The organism is Amycolatopsis anabasis, from assembly GCF_009765355.1.
Lineage (GTDB): Bacteria > Actinomycetota > Actinomycetes > Mycobacteriales > Pseudonocardiaceae > Amycolatopsis > Amycolatopsis anabasis.
The window spans coordinates 102,741-121,988 of sequence record NZ_VTHK01000012.1; the positions used below are offsets into that span (position 1 = coordinate 102,741).

Annotated in this window: 18 protein-coding genes; all 18 read right to left on the minus strand. The window is 67.5% G+C overall.

Annotated features, from left to right (window positions below; translation table 11 throughout):
* Positions 1-20 precede the first annotated feature (20 nt).
* Positions 21-3,554 carry a hypothetical protein gene (locus tag FXO23_RS17770; RefSeq protein WP_158886247.1) on the minus strand — a complete coding sequence of 1,178 codons (3,534 nt, stop codon included), beginning with the start codon at positions 3,552-3,554 and terminating at the stop codon, positions 21-23.
* Complete coding sequence (locus FXO23_RS17775) at positions 3,551-4,291, minus strand: DUF4913 domain-containing protein (protein WP_246257459.1); 741 nt, start codon at positions 4,289-4,291, stop codon at positions 3,551-3,553. The genes FXO23_RS17770 and FXO23_RS17775 overlap by 4 nt, the downstream gene beginning before the upstream one ends.
* Positions 4,288-4,749 carry a hypothetical protein gene (locus FXO23_RS17780; protein ID WP_158886249.1) on the minus strand — a complete coding sequence of 154 codons (462 nt, stop codon included), beginning with the start codon at positions 4,747-4,749 and terminating at the stop codon, positions 4,288-4,290. The genes FXO23_RS17775 and FXO23_RS17780 overlap by 4 nt, the downstream gene beginning before the upstream one ends.
* Complete coding sequence (locus tag FXO23_RS17785) at positions 4,746-6,635, minus strand: type IV secretory system conjugative DNA transfer family protein (protein WP_158886251.1); 1,890 nt, start codon at positions 6,633-6,635, stop codon at positions 4,746-4,748. The genes FXO23_RS17780 and FXO23_RS17785 overlap by 4 nt, the downstream gene beginning before the upstream one ends.
* On the minus strand, positions 6,632-6,994 hold the full coding sequence (locus FXO23_RS17790) for a hypothetical protein (protein WP_158886253.1): 363 nt from the start codon (positions 6,992-6,994) through the stop codon (positions 6,632-6,634). Before FXO23_RS17790 ends, FXO23_RS17785 begins: the two co-directional genes overlap by 4 nt.
* A complete protein-coding gene (locus FXO23_RS17795) occupies positions 6,994-8,568 on the minus strand; it encodes a hypothetical protein (RefSeq protein ID WP_246257462.1) in 1,575 nt (524 codons plus the stop codon). The genes FXO23_RS17790 and FXO23_RS17795 overlap by 1 nt, the downstream gene beginning before the upstream one ends.
* 394 nt (positions 8,569-8,962) lie before the next feature.
* A complete protein-coding gene (locus tag FXO23_RS17800; RefSeq protein WP_343034492.1) occupies positions 8,963-10,480 on the minus strand; it encodes an SCO6880 family protein in 1,518 nt (505 codons plus the stop codon).
* A complete protein-coding gene (locus tag FXO23_RS17805) occupies positions 10,449-11,789 on the minus strand; it encodes a hypothetical protein (RefSeq protein ID WP_158886257.1) in 1,341 nt (446 codons plus the stop codon). The genes FXO23_RS17800 and FXO23_RS17805 overlap by 32 nt, the downstream gene beginning before the upstream one ends.
* A complete protein-coding gene (locus FXO23_RS17810) occupies positions 11,789-12,484 on the minus strand; it encodes a DUF8175 domain-containg protein (RefSeq protein ID WP_158886259.1) in 696 nt (231 codons plus the stop codon). The genes FXO23_RS17805 and FXO23_RS17810 overlap by 1 nt, the downstream gene beginning before the upstream one ends.
* Positions 12,481-12,786 carry a hypothetical protein gene (locus FXO23_RS17815; protein ID WP_158886261.1) on the minus strand — a complete coding sequence of 102 codons (306 nt, stop codon included), beginning with the start codon at positions 12,784-12,786 and terminating at the stop codon, positions 12,481-12,483. Before FXO23_RS17815 ends, FXO23_RS17810 begins: the two co-directional genes overlap by 4 nt.
* A 14-nt stretch (positions 12,787-12,800) precedes the next feature.
* Entirely contained in the window at positions 12,801-13,436 is a 636-nt protein-coding gene (locus FXO23_RS17820; protein WP_158886263.1) for a hypothetical protein, read from the minus strand.
* A gap of 169 nt (positions 13,437-13,605) precedes the next feature.
* Positions 13,606-14,286: a hypothetical protein gene (locus tag FXO23_RS17825; protein WP_158886265.1), complete on the minus strand. Its 681-nt coding sequence runs from the start codon at positions 14,284-14,286 to the stop codon at positions 13,606-13,608.
* Positions 14,283-14,699, minus strand: a complete 417-nt coding sequence (locus FXO23_RS17830; RefSeq protein ID WP_158886267.1) for a hypothetical protein — start codon at positions 14,697-14,699, stop codon at positions 14,283-14,285. The genes FXO23_RS17825 and FXO23_RS17830 overlap by 4 nt, the downstream gene beginning before the upstream one ends.
* Positions 14,700-14,736: 37 nt before the next feature.
* Positions 14,737-15,213 (minus strand): thioesterase, FlK family, encoded by a 477-nt coding sequence (locus FXO23_RS17835; protein ID WP_158886269.1) that lies wholly within the window; start codon positions 15,211-15,213, stop codon positions 14,737-14,739.
* A 32-nt stretch (positions 15,214-15,245) separates the two neighbouring features.
* Positions 15,246-15,509 (minus strand): hypothetical protein, encoded by a 264-nt coding sequence (locus FXO23_RS17840; protein ID WP_158886271.1) that lies wholly within the window; start codon positions 15,507-15,509, stop codon positions 15,246-15,248.
* A gap of 1,152 nt (positions 15,510-16,661) precedes the next feature.
* Positions 16,662-17,930: an MAB_1171c family putative transporter gene (locus FXO23_RS17845; RefSeq protein ID WP_158886273.1), complete on the minus strand. Its 1,269-nt coding sequence runs from the start codon at positions 17,928-17,930 to the stop codon at positions 16,662-16,664.
* A 3-nt stretch (positions 17,931-17,933) separates the two neighbouring features.
* The gene (locus FXO23_RS17850; protein WP_158886275.1) at positions 17,934-18,455 is read right to left on the minus strand and encodes a hypothetical protein; all 522 of its coding nucleotides are present in this window, start codon (positions 18,453-18,455) and stop codon (positions 17,934-17,936) included.
* Between the two features lie 59 nt (positions 18,456-18,514).
* Positions 18,515-19,033, minus strand: coding sequence for a helix-turn-helix domain-containing protein (locus FXO23_RS17855; protein WP_158886277.1), 519 nt, complete (start codon positions 19,031-19,033; stop codon positions 18,515-18,517).
* Positions 19,034-19,248 lie beyond the last annotated feature (215 nt).

A 19,248-nucleotide genomic window follows, 5' to 3' on the forward strand; every position in this document is an offset into this window, starting at 1 on the left:
CCCGTGGTGGCCTGGCTGGGCTACCGGGATCGGCCGGTGCCTGTCTGATTGGTGACTGCGGCATGCCGGGCCCCCGCGGTCCCGGGAGGGTGCCGGTGGTCCGATGTGGCCGGTCCCTGATCAGCAGGTGGCCGTAGGTGCTTGTCTTCGATGGACTCGACCGGCACGATCTCGACCGCGCCCGCGCGTTCGTTGAACACCGGGACGAAGTTCGAGGCGATACTGATCTGTGCCACGATCGGCCGCGCGAGGTCCGGAGCGGTCGTGTGCTGCCAGAGGGCGTGGAGTTCGGGCACGTTGATGAGGCTGATCGGAGCGGCGTGCACGGCCCCGTCCGGAGCGTGCGGAGTGGGCGCGACCACGTGGTGCTGCCTGACGAAGGTGCGGGTCCATTCCTCCGGGCGCTCGAGGCCGGCGGCTGCGAGGAATTCGGGCTGGAGCAGGCGCAGCAGTGCGTGCAGTTCGGAGTGGTTGTTCACCGAGGTCCCGGAGGTGAAAACCGCCATCACGCGCTCGGGGTTGCTTTCCCGCAGCAACCGGACCTTGAGATCGAGGTCTTCGGCCTTGTGCGCCCCGGTCGAGGGCCATCCGACGACTCCGGTGTCCTGGCCGCGTTTGGTCAGCCAGTGCGGCTGGTCGATCAGCAGGAAATCCAGGCGGGTGTCGGAGAAGAACGCGTCGTCCAGTCCCGTTGTGGTGTCGCGCAGAAGTTGCGCGTGTGCGAGGAGGGTGTCACGTTGCTGCTCGATCCGGCGCAAGCGTCGGGGTTCGGCGCCGGAGTTGAGCGCGCTGGTGAGCTTCTCGGCGTCCTGTTCGAGCAGGCGCGCGTGGTCGGTGGGGCGTAACGGCAACTGGCTGAAAGCTGCGTCGTCGATGACCACGGCGTCCCAGTCACCCAGTGCGCAGCGCGAGACCATCGTGGCGCGGCTGACCGGATCACGCATCTGGTCCCCGGTGATGGATAGGACGCGTGACCCGGGGAACCGTTCGACCCCGGCCGCGGCGACGCGGTGGGCCTCGCCCTGCTTGACCAGCAGCGCCGGTTTCGAGACCAGATCGCGTTGCTTGAGCGCGAGCGCCGCGGCGAACATGGTCGTGTCGCGCTCGCCCGGATCGGTGTAGGTGCACAGTGAGGTCGGCGAGGCCAGGATCTGCGCGATCTGGTCGCGCTGATGGAGGGCCGGCAGGAATTCCGGTGCCATGCCGGGAAAACTCAGGTACGAGCCGTCGAAACGGCGTTGCACGTGGGAGTTGAACGTGACGTTGTAGTCGCGGGTCAGCCGTGCCGTGCGATCCGGGTCCTCCCACACCCATGTGCTGAAGCGGTCGTTGATCTCCAACTGCTTGCGCAGTGCCTGCTCGGTGCCCTCAACGTCCAGCCGGTGCCCGGTATCCACCGTGCTGACCCGTGCCGGTTGGGCGTTGAGGGTGCTCTCGATCAGCCGGTAGGCGTTCTTCCGTTCGGTGCCCCACTGCTGGGTCGCGGCCTCGCTGAGCCGGCGCTCCCTGCTGCCCGGCCGTACATGCCAGGGCAACTCCGGATCCTCGCGTTCGACCACCACGTCCGGGTCGTCCAGCAGTTCCGCGACGAAGTCCCGGACGTCGGACGCCGGAATCCATGAGGCGCCGAGCTGGGCCTGGATCTCGTCCGGACCCAGTTCTGGCGGCAGCACCGCCGAGAGCGCTTCGATCTTGCGAGTGAAGTCGCCACGCACCGCGTCGGGGTTGACGCTGGTGGCGAAGGCGAGCTTCTCACGGACGTTGCCGGACAGGTATTCCTCGGCGGTTCTCCACGTTGGCCCGGCCGGATCCCAATAGATGAGGTCTCCCATCAGCTCGGGAACCTGCCGCGCGTTTACACCCAGCAGCCTCCGCACGGTGCCGAAGTCGAAACGGCCGTGCTGGTCCAGGCAACGCGCGAGCGCTGCGTCAGGGCTGAGTCGGGGTTGCGGGCTCTCGTCCCTCGGGTGGTCCGCAGCCGAGCCGTCGACTCGTTGTCGTCCCTGCGCGGTCGATGCCACAGCGGCGTCCTGTGCGGCGTTTTCCCGAGCCTCGGCGTAGACGTTGACCACATCTCGGACCAGGCCCGCTTGCATCGGAGGTAAGGAGTCCACCAGCGTCGGATGCTGCTGGTGCAGTTCGTTGATCCTGTCGGTGAGCCGGACCTTGTCCACCGCGTCGTCGGTGGACATCTCGCCGACGGCGGGGTGGAGAAGTCTGGTGGCCAGTTCGTTCGCGGTGTCGGCGAGCCTGCGCAGGGACAACTCGTCGGGCGCCGGGGCGGGCGGCAGCGGGTCTGGCCAGCTGTAGAGGTGCCGACGGGTGGCCGATTCCGGGATGATGCCGTGGACCACCCGGGCGCGATCTTCGGTGAGGCTGGCGAGCAAGTGGGGATTGCGCGTATCGAGGATGGCGACCTGGGCCGCGAGCTGGTCGCGGCGTACCGCCTGCCCGTCGTCTTCGCGGAGGCCCGGCATCGCCGCGTGCAGGCAGTAGGCGTCGATCGCGGCGGTCAACTCCGCGACGGCGACACGGTCGCGTGCTTCCTGCTCGAGTCGCCGGTCGACCTCCTTGAGCCGCTCGGGCAACTCCACACGTGCGTTGTCTGACAGCGTTCGGGCGAGGTCGTCGAACTGATCGGCTATCGCCAGCACTTCGTCAGGGTCGAGATCGCCTCGACGTTGCCGGAATCGGATGGACCAGCCCTGGAACCTTTCCGATTCGTGCCGGAAGTAGGAGGGCAGATACGTTTCTCCTTCACGTTCGGCCTCCAGCGCCTCACGCATGCGGTTGGCTTCCTCGACCAGCTCTCGGCAGAAGCCGCTGACGTAATCCCGGTCGTTGAAGTCGAATTCACCGCCGTAGTGTTCGGGCGCCTGCGGACGGAAATTCCGTACCGTGTCGTCGAAGTCGTACGACAGGAGAAATTCCGGCGACCTCCGCTGCAGCAACAAATCGCCTATGACAGCGGTGGCGTGCCGCGCGCCGACCTCGCGGAAGAAGTCACCAGTCTCCCCGTACATGCCTGCGACCTCGTCTACCTCCAAAACGTCCCAGGGCGGAATCGGAACGCTACGTCCGGCATAGCCGGTGAAATGCCGTTCCGCCTCTTGCTCGCGGCTGAGGTCGTCGGCAGCGAACGGTTCGGGCAGCGGAACGTTCGCGTTGGCTGACAGGTTCCGGGCAAGGTATTCAAGCCGTATCGCTATCCTCTGCACGTGCTCCAGCTCCGCTATGTCGCGCATGTAGAGGGCATCCGACGCCATTTTGTCGCAAAACCCGATGGCGTAGTCCGCGGCGTTGTTGTCGTGCTCGTGGCCGAAGTTGAATGGGGCTTCTGGGTGGAAGTTTCTTTCTGCTTCCGCCAGGTCGTACGGCAGCTGGAACTGGGGTGAGCGCTGCTGGCGTATCAGTTCATCCACGACTGCTGCGGCGTGTTGTCGTCCGACCTCGAAGAAGAACTGGCTCGGTTCGCCGGGGTAGTCCGGTGGTGGTGCCGGAACTCCGCGGTTGGCGAACCCGAGGAAGTGCGGAGCATCGTCTGGCGCGGTCACGTGTTCCCCCTTGGTGGTGCGGCCGTTCGCGCGGGAGCCTCGTCCTGGCCCAGTGCGGTGATCGCCGTGGAATGCCGATGTGGTGTGCAGGCGTGGAAAGGCCCGTACGGGCTGGTCAAAGTGGACAGGTGCGGGTCGAGGTGATCGCGCAGATACGCGGAAAGCCAGGTCGCTTCGTCTGATTCGGACAACTCGGTGTGGGCCAGGTACAGCGCGGTGAAGCGCTCGACCGCGTCGTGGTGCAGCCACCACTGACGGCACCAGCGGATCCCGCCGCCTTCGCCGGTCGTGGTGGTTTTCCGGACCATCGGGGCGATCTGTTCCTCCACCCAGCCGTAGAGCTTGTCCAGTGAGGGCCGCTCCACACCGTCGCCGTCCTCGGCGGGACGCTCCGGCTGCGCCGCGGTGGTCGGCGGGGCAGGTTGCGCCGGCGGAATGGCGACGGGTTGTGCGACGCCGTCGAACTGCGTCTGCTCGGCAAGGCCGGAGAGCTTGTCCGTCACCTCCAGCAGGCTGTCTTCGAGGGTGTCCAGGCCGTTGTTCGCGCGGTCCGCGGCGTCCCGGACGTGGCTCAACTCGCCGGTGATGTGGAACTGCTCGACTTCCAGTGCCCGCAACCACCGGCCGAACTTCTCCTCCAGCGCGGCCAACTGGCCGACTGTGGCGAGCGAGCGCTCCGGCGGGGCCGGGCGCGGGCCGAGCGGTGAGCCCGGCGGAGGCTGTGGTGGCATGGTCATGGCTGCTGATCACCACCAGCCGGATCCTGGCGTTCGGCGTTGGTGTCCTGCACGCGCTGATTGAGCTCGTGGTACATCGCAGCCAGCTCGGTGATGGCGTGTTCGAGCGTGTCCAGCCCGTCGCTGGCCACCTCCGCCGTGCGCTGCGCCTGGTGCGCCTCGGTCGCCACCTCGAAAAGCGAGAACTCCAAGGCGGTGAGCCAGCGGTGCAGCGTCGGGTCGGCCCGGAGCGTCTCGGACGCATGCAACTCGTCATAATGCGGAGGTGCAGGCGGTTCCGCGCGGTGGTTGATGAGGCCCGGCGCGAGAACTTTGAGGATGGCGTGCAACTCGACGTGCACGGCGTCCACCCGCGCCGTCAGGCGGCGTTCCAGGGCGGGCAGCCCCATCTGCACGATGTCGAACGGGTGCGGCTGTAGCTGCTCGCCCGGCGATTCGCCGGGAGGGAACGTGGTCACCGGGAACCACCTTCCCCGGTCGGTGTCGGGGCAGCGGGTTGTTGCAGGGACCGCGTGACAGGGTTGTCCGGGCCGAGGTAGGCGATCGCGGCCTGCTGGATCTGCCCGGTGGCCTCCTGGGACAGCTGGATGATGTTGCGCTTTTCCTCGCCGTCGGGTTCGGCGTACCAGGGGTGCAGCCGCAGCAGGCCCGGGCGGCGGCCGGAGGTGATCAGCAGCGCGTTGGTGCGCGGCATCGCCGCGATGTCCGCGGCGGTGAGGATGCGTTCGGTGCGCAGGGAACGCGACGTGGACGGCCCGCCGGAGCTGTAGCTGGTGGAGGTCTCCTCGACCTTGTGATCGCCCACCAGCCGGGACAAGTCTTCGGCGAAATCCGGATCGGCCACACCGGCGCCGATCGTCTTGATCGTCGCGGCCGACCAGAGGGCATCAAATCCTTCTTTGCCCCAGACCGCTCTCCCTTGTTCGCGGGACTGCAGAACGGTGGTGACCATGATCGACTGGCTGCCGAACCAGCTGTACCAGCTTGGTAGTTCCGGGATCCTGACGATGTTCGCCGCCTCGTCGAGTTGGACGGTCATAGCGGGGTCGAGCCTGCCGCCGTTGGCGGCCGCGGCGCGGAAGGCGACGTTGAACAGTTCGCCGACGATGGCGGCGACGATCGGGCGTCCGGAGCCTTGCCCCTCGCGGGTGAGCAAGTACAGGGTGGGGTGCTGGTCGCCGGGCCGGGTGATCAGCTCCCACAGGTTCAATTCCTTGATGGACTTGGGGTCCTGCGGCGGCTGCTCCCACGTTTTTGGTGGGGTGACCCAGCGCAGCAGGTTCTCCGAGTCCAGGCACGCGATCGCCGTGGCGACGCCCTCATAGACGCCGCCGCGGGTCTCCGGTGGCAGTTCCAGTGTGGCGCGCAGTGAATCGCCCTGCCTGGAGAAGCCGTGCCGGTCCAGTTGCACCGCGGGCTCGTCGGAGCGGGTGGCGACCCAGGCGACGACGTCACGCAGCGAACGCTTCGACACCGCGGCGGCGAGCAGGATCTGCCTCAAGGTTTTCTCCGCGGCGGGGGTGAAGAACGGGTCCGCGCGGTCGGCGCCGCCACCCGCACCGCCGCCGACCTCACGCATGAAATAGGCCGCCATCCGGGACGCGGACTCCACGTCGATGACGCCGCCGAGCGGGTTCCACCAGAAGGTCTGCGGCTGGTAGGTGATTTGGTTGCAGTCAAAGAGAAACACCGGCCCGACCATGGCTCTCAACCCGGCCGTCAAAGCCCACACGTCACCCTTGTTACTGGTGGCGACCACGGTGCCCGGAGCGCTGATGATTTCCGGCACCACTTTCGCGGACGTCTTGTTCGAGCGGGGCCCGCAGATCACGAGTTCCACATCTTCGTGGCTTTTGAAGACGGTCTGGCCGCCGATGTCGCCCAGCGCGGCACCGACCTGCCGGGCGGTGAGTTCGCGTGCTTTGGTGTTCTCCAAGGACTTTTGCAGCCCTTGGGCGCGTTTGGCCATCGCGGGTTGTTGCAGCTCGCGAAACTCTTTGGCCGCGGTCATGGCCTTGTGCCCGTCCTTGGGTCGGCCGTGCTTGGCGATGAGCACGCCGATCGTGATCGCGGCGGCCAGGAGCACGGCGATCTGTGCGCCGAAGAGGACGCAGAACCAGAACCGGGATCCGTCCGTGCCGATCAGGCCGGCCAGTCCCGTGTCGGTGAGCGTGTTCGGGATGTCGGTGACCGCGGGGATCGGGTGGCCGGTGGCGGCCGTGGCCTGCGCGGCGATCCAGGCGATGCCCAGCAGCCCGAACACCGCGCCGATCAGGCCGACGATCACCCACGGCAGTACCGGCATGGCGCCGCCTGCGTGCCTGCGGTCGTTGGGGGAGGTCATCGCCGCCCCCTCGCGGGTGCCGCGTGCCCGGTGCGGGAGGACAGCGCATCGCGGTCGATGCCGTGCCGGGCGCAGAACGCCTCGGTGAACTGGGCGGCGTGCCGGTGCGCGCGGTCGTCGCTCCATTTCATGGCGGCGATTTCCAGGTGCCGCAGCAGCGGCACCGGTCGTCGCGTGTCGTGCTCGTTGTGCTCGTCGGGATCGGCGTCGATGTCGGTGAGGTGGTAGCGGGTGCGCAACCGGTGCGCGATCGCTTCCGACCAGCGGCGGACGGTCGCGCTTTCCCACCGCAACAGCCGCATCTGCGCCAGCTCGGCGCCGCGCAGGGCACGGTGCAGCAGCGTGATCAGGGCGTTCATCACGCCACCGCCGTGGCCGGAGGGGTGTCGAAGGCGGAATCGGTGTTGTACAGCCCGATCTCGCTCTGGGTGAGGTTCATCCGAACCGGCAGCCCCGCGCGTTCCCCGGCTTTGATCAGGTAGAGCCCGCGGCCGGGGTGCCGCTGTCCGGGGACCCAGGTCCCGGCCGATTGCCAGCTCGAGAGCATGTTCTTCTCGCGGGAGGACAACGACACCGTCAGGCTGCGTAGCTCGGACGCCGGGAGTCCGCCATACACATGGATCGCGCATCGTGCGGCGATTCCCCGCGCTTTGGCTCTGTCCTCTTCGGAAGGCAGCGCTTCGAGGTCGTCCATGCTGTGTGTCAGATAGACGCTGGCGACGCCCTTGTGCCGGTTGAGGCGGGTGAGCCGGTCGCTCTTCTCCACCAGGCCGGAGCCGGTGCGCAGGGCGCGCCACGCCTCGTCCTGAATCCACAAAATGTTGCGGCCTTGGCCGGCCTGGCGCGCCTCGATCATGCCAGCGCCCCAGGCCCAGGAGCACAGCATGGCCGCGGCGACCACTTCGTCGGTTTCCTCGTCCAGCACCGAAATGTCGAGCGAGGTCGCCGAGGACGACGGATCCAGGCGCGCGGTGGAACGGCGATCGAACAAGCCCCGCAGCGGGCCTTCGACCAACAGATCGAAGCTGCTGAGCACTTCGCGGGTGAGGTCGTAGTAGCGCTCGCGGTTGTCGTGCACGCGCGCGGCGGACAGCAGCAGTTGCGGCGCGGCCTCGAGCACCGCGCGGACCTCGGGGATGGTGGGCTGGTTGTCCGCCGCGGCGTCGGTGGCGAGGTCGATCGCGCGGGAGACGAGGTTGCGTTCGGTCGGTGTCGGGGCACGGCCGAGCTCCAGCAGGAGCAGCCCTTCCAGCAGGGTGGTTTGCCGGGCCCGGATGGATTCGCGCAGGGCGTCGCGTTCGCGCCCGCTGGTGGTGGCCAGCAGCGCGGCCAGCGGTCCGGGGTCGAGAGGGTTGATGGCGTCATGGCCGCGCCCGACCTTGATCACGGTTCCGCCGAGGCGGCGGATCAGCGCCGTGTATTCCCCTTTGACGTCCGCGGGGACGAACAGCATCCAGCCGAAGGCGCAAAGTCCGGTACCGAGCCGTTTCGCGAACGCGCTCTTACCTACGCCTGGCTGCGCTTGCACCCACAGCCCGGTGTTGGAAATGAGGCCTGTCTTGAGCCAGTCCCCGGGATGCAGGCCGACCGGCTCATGAGTGTGCAGATCGTGTCCAATAGGGACACCACGAACCCGGGAACCGGAGCCCCCGACGAAGGGATACAAACCGGCGAGCTGGGTGGTGGTTCCCTGCCACAGCACGGGGGTGCCGACGTGATGATCGCGGCCGCCGTCGCGGACAGCCCACCCTCGTGCCGGTGGCACCGGTAGCGCGCGCAGATCGGCCAGCGGATCGACCCGTTCGGGCAGATGCCGGATCGCGGCGTCGGCGACCGTCTGCGGGATAACTGGTTCTTCGGTTGTGGTCGAGCCTGCCGCCGGATCGGCGGCGGAATCGTTCGTCGTGGCGCGCGTGCGGCGCCGACCGAACATGCTCATCGCGTTCCCCCTGATAGACGCGTGAACTGGTGTGTGAAGTTGAGGTGGCGGTGTCCGGCGCGACCCCCAGCCGGGCCGGACACCGCCGTGGTGCGGACGCATGCCCCCGCCACCGGGCGCAAGGGCGTACGCCGCAGGTCTCGTCCGTGTCTGGGCAACTACGTCCCGTCGTCCCCGGCGGTTCGCAGGCCGGCCGTGGTGATTCCCCGTGGGAAGCGCACCGCGGGACACGGTTTCCCGCTGTTGTGCCGTGCACGGCTACCGCGTGCTCTGCCGACGCAGCGGCCCCGATACGGGTGCGCGCCCCTGCGATGTGCCACCCGGCGCGGAAGTGTCGGGAGTGGACGGACGGTGCGCAGATGCCTGCGCTGGAGGCGAAGTGGGACGTTCATCGCGCCATCCGTCCCCGCCGCGCCAGATCCGGCGGATAGATTCCGACGCCCAGGCTCGCGGCGAACCCGGCGTGCTGCCAGCCCCAGCAGCGGCGCAACCGCAACTTCGAATTCCGGGCACGGCTTTCGACATCGGCGATCGCGTCCGGCAGGCGACGCGGATCCTCGACCGTGGTGGTCACGTACATGCCCCACAGCCCGACCCCGGCGCCGCGGGCCTCCTCTTCAGCGGCCTGACGGGCGCGGATCTCGTCCGCGCGGTCGCGGGCGGTCTCGTCAACCCCGCGGCGTCGGCGTACCTCCCGGCGGAACGCGCTGCCGGTGGCTTCCCGGGTCACGACTTCCCCGGCCTGGTCTGCCGGATACGGCTGGTAGGTGATCGTGACGCGGCGGTGATAGCGACCGGGCGTGACCAGGGGCGCGAGAACGTTCGAGGTGACCAGCTGGTTCGGCAGCGCGGCCATGGCCCAGGTGCAGGACCAGCCCGAGTCGTGCCAGTAGTGATCGGCCAGCGCTTGTGCCTTGACCGGTCCGGCTTCCCCCCAGTCCAGCAGGTGCTGCTGCTCGGACAGGCGCCCGATCTCGCCCCGGGCGTGCGGGTCGTAGGCCGAACGCAGCCAGTGGGTGATGTCCGCCGCCGTCGCGCGCCCGAGCGTCGCCACGCCACACAGCGGCAGGTCGCCCTCCAGCCCGGCCAGGGCGCGGCTGACTTCCGCGACCCGTTCGGCGTCGTCGCGAGGTTGTGGGCGCGCCCTTTGCGGCTGGAAGGTGAGCGACACGCGGACGGAGATGTCGGCGGTCGAGCCGCGGTGGGCGTCGGCGACCTCGGTCATCGTCTCCCGGGCGATGGCCGGCGCTGCCGGATCGAGCCTGTCGGCGACGTAGTCGGCGAGCTCGGTTCCCGAACTCGGTGCCGATTCGACGGTGATCGAGGCCCATTCCACCGTCGGCTCATAGCCGAGTGCGGCCTGCCAGGCTGCGAAACTGCCGATCCACAGGTCGGTGCGATCCTCGTCCGCCAGCACGGTGCCGACCGGCGCGACCCGCAAGGACGCAGTGAGCCTCCCGGTCCTGCGATCCCACAGCAAGCCGTAGGGGTTTCCCAGACCGTCCTTTGTGGTCAGTGGCATCAGCGGCGCGAGCACCCCGGGCAACTCGCCCTTGCGTGGGTGGGTGGTAAACACTCCGCTTTCCCACTCCGACCAGCCCCTGCGCTGCGCGGAAGCGCTGCGCAGGGCGATGATGAGCGCGCCGCCCAGCGAGACACCCCGAGTGCGATGGGGTACCACGGTGAGCACGCCGACGACGATCGCGACCACGACCGCGACACCTACGACGAGGATCGGTAACCCGAAGCTGGCCACCAGAATCCACATGCCCAGCGGCACCAGGACGCACCCGGCGATCACCGCGGTCTGTGCCTCGGACAACCGGCCCAGGCCGAAGCCCCTACGCGGTCGCCAACCTCCATATGTGCGTGGTTCAGCCATTTCCGGACCCCCCGCCGGACCCATCGGTCATCGAATCGCCCAACGCCTGTTTGGTCTTGTTCCCGGCTTCCAGGGCCGCACCCGCGACCGCGCCGTACGGACCGGCGGCGCCAGCCCCGGCTCCGGCGGCTGCTTCGGCGCCAGCGCCGGCTTGGGCGCTCGTGGCCGCTGTTCCCGCGCCCTGCTCGGCACCGGTCGCCGCGGAGGTGGGGGTGGCGTCATCTCCGGCGGCCTGACCCGGTTGGCCGCTGTTGGGCGTGCTGTCCTGCCCGCCGGGGCGCACACCCGCGCCCTCGCCGGTGTCACTGCCCGGACCGTCTCCGGTATTGGCGGCCTCCACCGGAGGGGGCCCGGCTCCCCCACCGCTATCTGGCCCCGCAGGACCCGACCGTTCCATCAGGCGGCTGATGTCGGCGGCGCCGCCGAGCATGCTGGCCGCCGCACCGGCCGCCATCGCGCCACCGCCGCCACCCCCGCCGCCGACGAAACGCTGCCCGCCCCAGTCGAAAAACCGGAGCATGGTGGGCATGGCGATCACGGCCATGGCCAGCACCGCCATGCCGGTCAGGACCGTGCCGATGTCGCGCCCATCGCCGATGAGGGTGAACCCGACCGCGAAAATGATCGCCGCGATCGGCTGATACATGATCAGGCTCAGCGACCAGGACAACACCTTCTGCAGCCACGGTTTCGTGCTCTCGTTGATCTGTCCGGCCGCGGCTGTCGGCAGCAGCGCGAGCAGGATGACCAAGGCGCCCATCCTGAAGAACCCGAGGACCCACTGGATCGCGGCCAGGAAAAACATGATGATGGCGAGGAAGAACACCGTCGCGACCGACATGACCACATTGGCCTGCATCGCCGTGGCCATGGTGTTCGAGAACTTCTCGATCGATTCGTCCAGCACCTGAGCGGACAACGCCAGCCCGCCCTCGTAGAGCAGCACTGCTGCCGTGGTACCGACGGTCGACCAGCCGAAGAAGCTCAACAGCCCCAGGCCGGTGTTGACCAGCGGGTCGATCTTGCGCTTGTAGACAAGGATAATTCCTTGCCAGATCACCGAACCGACCAGCAGAACGAGACCGATGTACATCAGCAGGCCCTGAATGTCGGTAATGGCCGGGCTTTTCAACATCGAGGTCCGGTCCGATTTGGTCCAGAACGTCATCGCTTCCGCCATCAGCTCGGCGGTGCCCTTGGTAATCGACAGCGTGAGATCGGTGAACCAGTTGCGCGCGGCCGCCCCGGCCTCGCAGCCGAGGTCGAGCGTCCCGCAGTCGGTCTGCTCGATCGGCGGCTTGAACTGCTGGATAAAACCGGGGAAGGCCAGCATCACGCACCTCCCCGAGGGAGGTCGCCGAGCGCGACATACCCGTCGACCGACGGCATCGGGGTAGCACGGGGCCGGGGCAGCTGAACCTTCCAATCGCCATCGACCCAGCGCAGCGTCACCGACAGGTGAGCCACCGAGCCGCTGGCCTCGGCCTGCGCGGTCGCGGCGGCCAACTCGACCACGACCAAGTCCCCGGTCGGGTCGCCGGCGCCCAGCTTCCACCACCACCGCCGAGCCCGGGAGTCGCCCGATGGCGTGCTCGACTTCTCCCGCGCCAGAAGAGATAGCGCGTCCTGGGAATCCCCAACCGTCTGCTCGGCATAGGTGGGCCGGTACACCGCGGGGCCCGCGGTCGCGGACATCCGCATGGTGATGTGGATCGCCGCGTAGACGGCGCCGGTCTGGTCGTGGGCGAACCCGCGAGCGCGGCCGCCGCTGATGTCACGCGGACCCGCGCAGGCATTGACCGGGACGAGATCCCCGCTGGGCGCGGTCTCCCACCGCAACTGGCAACGCGGGTCGGGACCGGATGACGGGACGGTGTCCGGGATCGATGGAGACGCTGCTGCGGCCGGTGGACCGGTGGGCTCGGGCCCGGAGGAACTGATGAGCCATCCGACGAGCGCGGCGGCCACAGCCACCACGGCGGCCGCGACGATCCACCAGCGACGGCGGGGGCGCTGGGCGCGGGTCATTTCGCCAGCCACCCGACCATCGACGTGGCGCCTAGCATCAGCGCGATCCCGCCGATCACCCACGGGATGGACAGCGCGCCCTCGATGGCCATGTTATTTCGATTCCGCCGCCCGACCGCCATCATGATTCCCCCGGCGACCAGCGCCGCGATCGCGCCGACGAGGCCACCCCATTTCATCCAGGCCAAGATGGTGTCCGCGGCGTCGGATAGTTTCCCTTCCGGCGCCTTGGGTTTCGGGTCAGGTAAGTCGTATTGCTGGAGCAGCCACGTATTGGCTACGAGAAAAGCCTTGCTGAGCATTGCGTGTCCCCCATTTATCCCCCGGTGACGTGCGGCAGCCCCCCTGGCTGCGGCACGGAAAACTGAGGCGGACCCGGCAACGGCGGGCCCGCGGCAGGCGGCGGAGGACCGGCGCGCGGGGGGAACTCGCGTGGCCTGGGCGGCGACACCGTGCGCCCGGGCGGCGTCACCGCGGGCGGCAATGGCTGAGGTCCACTGTTCTGCGGTGCGACGTGGCGCGCGGGAACGGAATACATGCGCCGCACCGCCTCGGGGAGCTCGCGTACCAGCGACACGACCGGCTTCGGCACGGACTTGCCCGGCGGGCTGTCCAACTCCGGCCAGGTCCGCTGGTGGAAGACCTCGAACGTGGAAGACAGGTGGGGCTCGGCGCTACGCAGATGGGACTTCGACGCCCGGCTGATCCCGCCCGGAACCGTGTGCATCACGATCAGCACCGGAGGTCGCGGGCACGCGGCGAGCGCGCAGCCCAGCTGCGCGGTCGCGCTCGCGGTGTTGCTGGTGATCAGCAAGTCGACCAAGCCGCCGCGGTAGACGCCCAAGTCGTGCACCGGGATCGTGGCCACCGCGCGCAGCACGCGGACGAACGTGGACGTTCCCACGCCGCCCGCGACGCCGCCGAGCAGCAGCGGCCGTTGCCCATCCGTCACGTGTCCCCCCAGACACCGTGTCCCCGCGCTGGTGTGCGGGTTCTTCTCGCTGCCGCCCGGATGGGCTTCGACGGCAGCCGTCCACTATCTACAGATCGTCGAACCTGGCGAGTCCCGGATACCCCGGTTACGCTGTGCCCGCGCCTCCCCCGCGCGGGCCGTTGGTCATCTACCCGGTGACCGGGTGGTGCCCCGGATTCGGTTGCGGCGCGGGCGCCTTCGGCACCTCCCCGGAACCTGGCGTGCTGTTCGCGACCTGGCCAGATGCTGGTTGCACTGGCCCGCCGTTGGCCGGCGGTTCCGGCGCGTAGGTGGCGGTGTTGTCGCAGTTGATCGCGGCCGCGCGCACGGTTTGCGTCACCGTTCCCCAGGGATCGACGACCGTAACGGTCAACCCCGTCACCGACGCCGCACCGCCCTGGCCGATCGTCACGGTGAACCGGCCGGTGTCCTGCGGCGCGCCGCCGTACACCACCCGCGACACACCTTGATCGCAGATCGCGGTGACGCCGCCCAGCGCGCGCCCGTCGACGATCAGGTCCTTGACCGAGGCCCGGGCATAGCCAGGCCGCTTCTCTGTGGAGATCCCGGTGGCGCGGAAACTTCCCGTCCTGCCTTCAACCGTTCCGGAATCCGCGGCCACCGCGTCGAGGCCGGTCACGATCACACCGTGCGCGGTCTCGTCCGGACGCGCGACGGCATCCGGCGCCAGCACCGCGACCCCCGCCGCCAGCAGACCGCCTGCTCCAACACCGAGCAGCGCAGCCCGCGCTCGAGCTCGTCTGAGATTGAACACCAGTTCCCCCTTCACAGCCCTGTTTCGTAGATACGGTCCGTCGGCGGACGTCACATGCGGCAGATCGGGATCCCCGAACCGACGCCACCGCCGTAGACCATGTCCCCCCGGATCCAGCCCGGCGGCCCGCCCCACAGAACGCCGTAAGCCCAGCGGTAACCGCCCTCGCCGGCGTGGGTGCAATAGGCCCGGAACCCCTGGCCTTTGTTCACGACGGCCACGACACCGCTTCGCGTGGTATTCCACGCGCGGACGCGCACACCGTTGTACCGCACGAAGTAGTCGACATACGCGGCGCTGATCGCCGGTTGCGCGGCGGACACCGCGACGTCCTCGGATGGAGTTTGTGCCACGGTCCCCGGGGAGGCCATCGCCGTGGCGCCGCCTGCCATAACCGAGCCGATGAGCAGTCCACATGCGGCAATCTTGTTGACCCACCGCACCACTCTGGAGTCAGAAGTTTTCATGATATTCCCCCAAAAAGAATTCCCTGAACTTTCCCGCTCAGGTTCGGGCTTGGGTTGCCAGGGCAATGCTGCTCTGGTCAGTGGAGCCGCGAACACTTTCCATTGCGCCCGGCCACTCAAGGCTGACGACTTCAAACGTGAGCCAGGCCGTCGCGACCAGCCGGGAGCCCACGAACGCGCGAACGCTCCAGTCGATGCGGGTGTCGTTCACTGAAGAACATCGCGCATCGACAGCCAAGACAGCTCCGATTGGAATCGGGGCGCGATGCCGGACGTACTGGCTACGCCCGACAACGCGGTGCCCCGGGTCCACACTTCTTGTAAGTTCCACCCAACAGGTTCGCTCTAGCAACGCCAGCAGCTTGGCGCTCGCCAGCACATCTGGCGTCGGGCCATCCTTTTGCAACTGTTCGAACTCGTCGTGAGCAAGGCCCAGGCTGGCAAGTTCCGCCGCAATCGAATACTGCGACTTCACCACATATCGGCGTCGAACCGCTTTCCCCGCCAGTCGCACAACAGTCCCCTGTCGCAGAGTGCTCAAGGACGCTAAAGTTCCCGGTTGCCCGGCTGCACGCCGGTGATCCGCACACCATCCGGACTCACGCCCAGCTCGCGGTTGCCCAGCTGCGCACCCGTAATCCGCACACCATCCGGACCGGTCGCTTCCGCCATAGCGGGCCGATCGCTCAGGTGCTCAGCAGGTGTAGCCGATGCCGTCGCGGTGCCGACGACCACCGAGCACGCGAGAACCGCTAGCGCGGCCGCTTTCCTGACCAGGCCACGCGCGTTGAACTTATTCTGCTCGTTCACTACAGACCCCCCTCGAAACTAACGCTCACAGCGGAGCACGTGGCACCTCGTCGCTTTCACGCCGAAACGTGTCTACTCGTGGTGCGCGGTGGCGGTGCTCAGCCACGCTCAGTCCGCCGTTGCCGTCTGGAACTTCCTTCTAATGCGACCAACTTTGCAACAGCAAACGCTCAGCTGTCAACCTTCATCGCACGTTTATTGGACGCGCGACTGGAGTTACCAATAATGATTTCAGGCAGCAAAATGACCCTGGCTCGCCGAGAAACCAGGGGGCCCAATCGACGGTATTGTGATCGGTCGGCTACATTTCCCTGATAGTCCCGTGCCACCTTCCGATCGCGGGCGCTGGCGCTGGCGTCGACAACGCGAGCGATGGCAGCGGCACGGGCCGCCCAGGCGTCGGCGGATTGCCCACAACGCAGCCACCGGCCGAGAATGTCATCGCGAAAATCGAGCACCAGAAGGCGAGCCGCCACACAGGTACCGCCGGAGAACCTCCGTCGCAACGGCCCACAAGCCACGGTGACCGCGCCACTACGACCATGAAGCGCCCGGCAGAGTGAACGAGGAGTATCACTGAGCGACGGACGCCCTGGGAGTGCGCTGAAGCGATCCCCGAACAAGAAGGCGGCCGCAAGATACCCCGGCTATTCGCCGAACTCACACCTGGATGACGGCGTTTTTGGCCCATCCGTCATGCGCCCCCTGACACCTGTCCCGCTTCTACGTTTCTGTCACTGCCGCCCGGATGGGCGATGACGGCAGTTTTTCCCCAAGGTCTTACTGGACCGTTGTAGCTAGCACGGTTCCGCGAGGCCGCTGCAGCAGCCACCAAATGACGGCTGGCACTTCGACTTCCCTCGCCGGAGTCAGAACTGGCCGCGTCCAGTCGAGAACTGTCCAGAGAGGGCAGCCTTTAACACGCCCCTCAAGTGACGTCCCCATACGAAAAATGCAAGGATTGAGAGCGCACGCGAGGCGCCGCCGCACAGCTACTGCCGCAACTCGCACCATGCGGCCACTCTGAGCTACCACCACCCTCCCCTTCGGGGAAGTTCCACGCATCCCGAACGTAGAGCGTCACGGGATTCACTATAGCAAATCGCGCGCTCGTTCGCAGTGACCGCGCCAGAGTTCCATGACGGGCCCACCTCAAGGCAGCATGATCGCCCCTTGCCGCGTGATATCCAGCTCACTGAGAGTGGCAGTGACCACCGGCGACGGCGCTAGGTACGCCTCGGCGATGGCAGCGAGCATCCGGAGTTGCTCTCCGGTGGTTGGCCCGGGCGTGTGCCACTCCCCTCCCCTGGACGTGCGGGGTTCCTGTTGGGTTTCCCAGGCGTGCAGGGCGACGGTGATCCGCGCGGCTTCGACTGCGGCATCCCGGGCGATGCCACGCAGTCGCGCTGCGTCGGCGTGGCGCTGGGCGATCTGTTGGACGCGCGGGTCCAGGTGCGGGCTCAACCGATTGAGCCAGTCCAGTATTTCGATGGCCCGTCGATAGGCACGTTCCCGCACCGAGAGCCGGTTGGCGAGGGGGCGCCGCGCGGCATGCCGGATGCTCAGTTCGACGTTCGGTGCGACGGCCCTCAGAATCCGCCACAAACGATGGATGCTGCGGAGTGTGCGGACCTCTATGGCTCTGTCGAGGAGCTTGGGTGCGGCCGAGATTCCGTAGCCGACCATCATCAGCGACGCGCCGATGCTTGCGAGTAAGGGCGCGATCACGATGTTGAGGGTGTGCATCGGTGTGCCGAACCAGCTACCGACGATCGAGACGATTTTCCCAGCCGCGTAGCCGAGGGCGATGAGGGCGCCGATTGCCAGTGAGCGGATGCCGCGGCGAAGCCAGAGCACGGTGACCACTGTGGACCAGGCTCGTCGGCACAACCACACGATCCGGATCAGGGCCGTGCAGTAGGCCGTCAGATAGACGGCGAGGAAGGCCACCGCGAGCGGGACTCGGGCGTAGGCGTCATCGAAGTCGATGGCGTGGATGCTGTCTTCCACGGGTGCCAGGGTGAAGAGGGTGGCCATGGTGAGCAGGACCGCGACCGTGGCGGCCAGGATGTAGCGTGCCCCGCGCACGCCGCGGCGATGGGCGTCCGCGGTCGGGACGCCATCGGTTTTCGGGGCGAGGATGTAGTACGTCCACACGCACATTGCGCCCCCGCAGGTCACGATCGAGCCATACACCACGAGCGTGGCGATGTTCGGGATCCCGGTCCATCGGGCCGCGGCGATGTACAACGGCGGCGTGGCGGAGAGGAACCCGATCCCGGTGAACAACAGGGCCAGGCACACCGCCCACAGGTCGGGGCGGCCGGGGTCACGCAGCGCGTCACGCAGCCGCCATGCGGTCGCGGCGAGGATCAGGCCGCCCACGATGCCGTAGAGCACGGTGAACCAGCTGCTGGGCACCCGCTACAGCACCTCGTTCAGATTCAGGCTGTGCAGCAGGCCCCGAACAACCCCTTGCTGTTCCGGGGTGGCACCCCAAGCGCGATCAGGAAGCTCGTAGGTTAGGTGATGCCTGGCGAGGTGCATGCCGGTCGTTTCCGCGTCTTGCTCTTCGGGGGTGTCCATCTCGGTGCGGCAGAGCAGGCGCGAGGCAACCTCCGGGGCGATGTTCGGAGCCAGCAGCGACCGCAGCACGTCCTGGCTGTGCAGCGAGACGCCGGTGTGATCCAGCAGCAGGTGCGAGATCTCGTGCGCGAAGGCGTTGCGGCGTTCGATAGGCCAGCCGTTCTTGGGATAGCACAGCAGGTCGAACTTCCGGGTCCGCACCACTCCGCCGTTGGCCTTGGGAGGAAAGTCCACGGCCCGCAGATGCAGCGGCCGCCCGCGATGAGCGGCCAGCGCCGTCGCCAGTTCCTGCGCGGACACGCGGCGCCGGCGGGGTAGGCCGAGTTCGGCGAGCGCCTTCCTCAGTTCCCTGTCGTTCATGAAGGTCCTGTCCGATCCCTCGTGCACCCAGACCTGTACGTCAACCGACACGGCAGCACTCAGCTCTCCTGGTCGGTGTCGTTGTCATCCGCGATCTGCTCCGCCACGGCTTCAGCCAGGACCGCGATCGTTTCGGCGTCGAGTCCCTTACCGCGCAGGAGCACAGCCAGTTCCCCATCCGGGTCTTCCTGCAGCAGCTCGTGCAGCCGCTGCGCCTGTTCGCGGGCCTGGCGAGCGTTCCGGCCATGCTCCACGAGCGCTCGCAGTTGCCGAGCGTCCCGCTGCGCGTGCTCGGTGTTGTGGAAGTCTCCGACAGGAACTCCGAAATATCTGCTGAGCGCATCCAACGTGTTCATTGTTGGGTTTGTATTCTTGCCACGATAGAGTCCCCGCAAAGTCTCAACAGAAATAGAGTACCCGGTCTTTTCTCTGATATCGAGCGATAATTCGCTGAATGTGACGCCAGGATCGGGGAACCTATAGCTGTCAGCCGAGGCTGGATCGCTCTTGCGTGGCGGAAATAACGCACATACGAATTCCCGGAACGCTTCGGTTGAGAATGCGCTAGTTTCGTCCACCACGAGTCTCCCCAGACTTCCGCCGCGCCCGCCTTCCGGTAAACAATGGTTGACAGACCTGATGGAAGCCACTATAGGCGGCGTCTTGGCATCGCTTCAAGCCCCGCCGAGAAACGGCCGCCGCCTGGCCTGACGGCAAGGGCGGGAATTCCCATAGACACCTCTGAGAGGGCTCGCGGCCCACGGAGCCCTTCTTCACGATGAGTGGCATTCTG

What these genes read in the sequence shown, in the direction of transcription:
- FXO23_RS17805 (WP_158886257.1), bottom strand. Translation starts at nt 11,789, where the DNA reads ATGCTGGCCTTCCCCGGTTTTATCCAGCAGTTCAAGCCGCCGATCGAG.
- FXO23_RS17830 (WP_158886267.1), bottom strand. Translation starts at nt 14,699, where the DNA reads ATGAAAACTTCTGACTCCAGAGTGGTGCGGTGGGTCAACAAGATTGCC.
- FXO23_RS17810 (WP_158886259.1), bottom strand. Translation starts at nt 12,484, where the DNA reads ATGACCCGCGCCCAGCGCCCCCGCCGTCGCTGGTGGATCGTCGCGGCC.
- FXO23_RS17790 (WP_158886253.1), bottom strand. Translation starts at nt 6,994, where the DNA reads ATGAACGCCCTGATCACGCTGCTGCACCGTGCCCTGCGCGGCGCCGAG.
- FXO23_RS17800 (WP_343034492.1), bottom strand. Translation starts at nt 10,480, where the DNA reads ATGGGTCCGGCGGGGGGTCCGGAAATGGCTGAACCACGCACATATGGA.
- FXO23_RS17775 (WP_246257459.1), bottom strand. Translation starts at nt 4,291, where the DNA reads ATGACCATGCCACCACAGCCTCCGCCGGGCTCACCGCTCGGCCCGCGC.
- FXO23_RS17815 (WP_158886261.1), bottom strand. Translation starts at nt 12,786, where the DNA reads ATGCTCAGCAAGGCTTTTCTCGTAGCCAATACGTGGCTGCTCCAGCAA.
- FXO23_RS17785 (WP_158886251.1), bottom strand. Translation starts at nt 6,635, where the DNA reads ATGACCTCCCCCAACGACCGCAGGCACGCAGGCGGCGCCATGCCGGTA.
- FXO23_RS17795 (WP_246257462.1), bottom strand. Translation starts at nt 8,568, where the DNA reads ATGTTCGGTCGGCGCCGCACGCGCGCCACGACGAACGATTCCGCCGCC.
- FXO23_RS17850 (WP_158886275.1), bottom strand. Translation starts at nt 18,455, where the DNA reads ATGAACGACAGGGAACTGAGGAAGGCGCTCGCCGAACTCGGCCTACCC.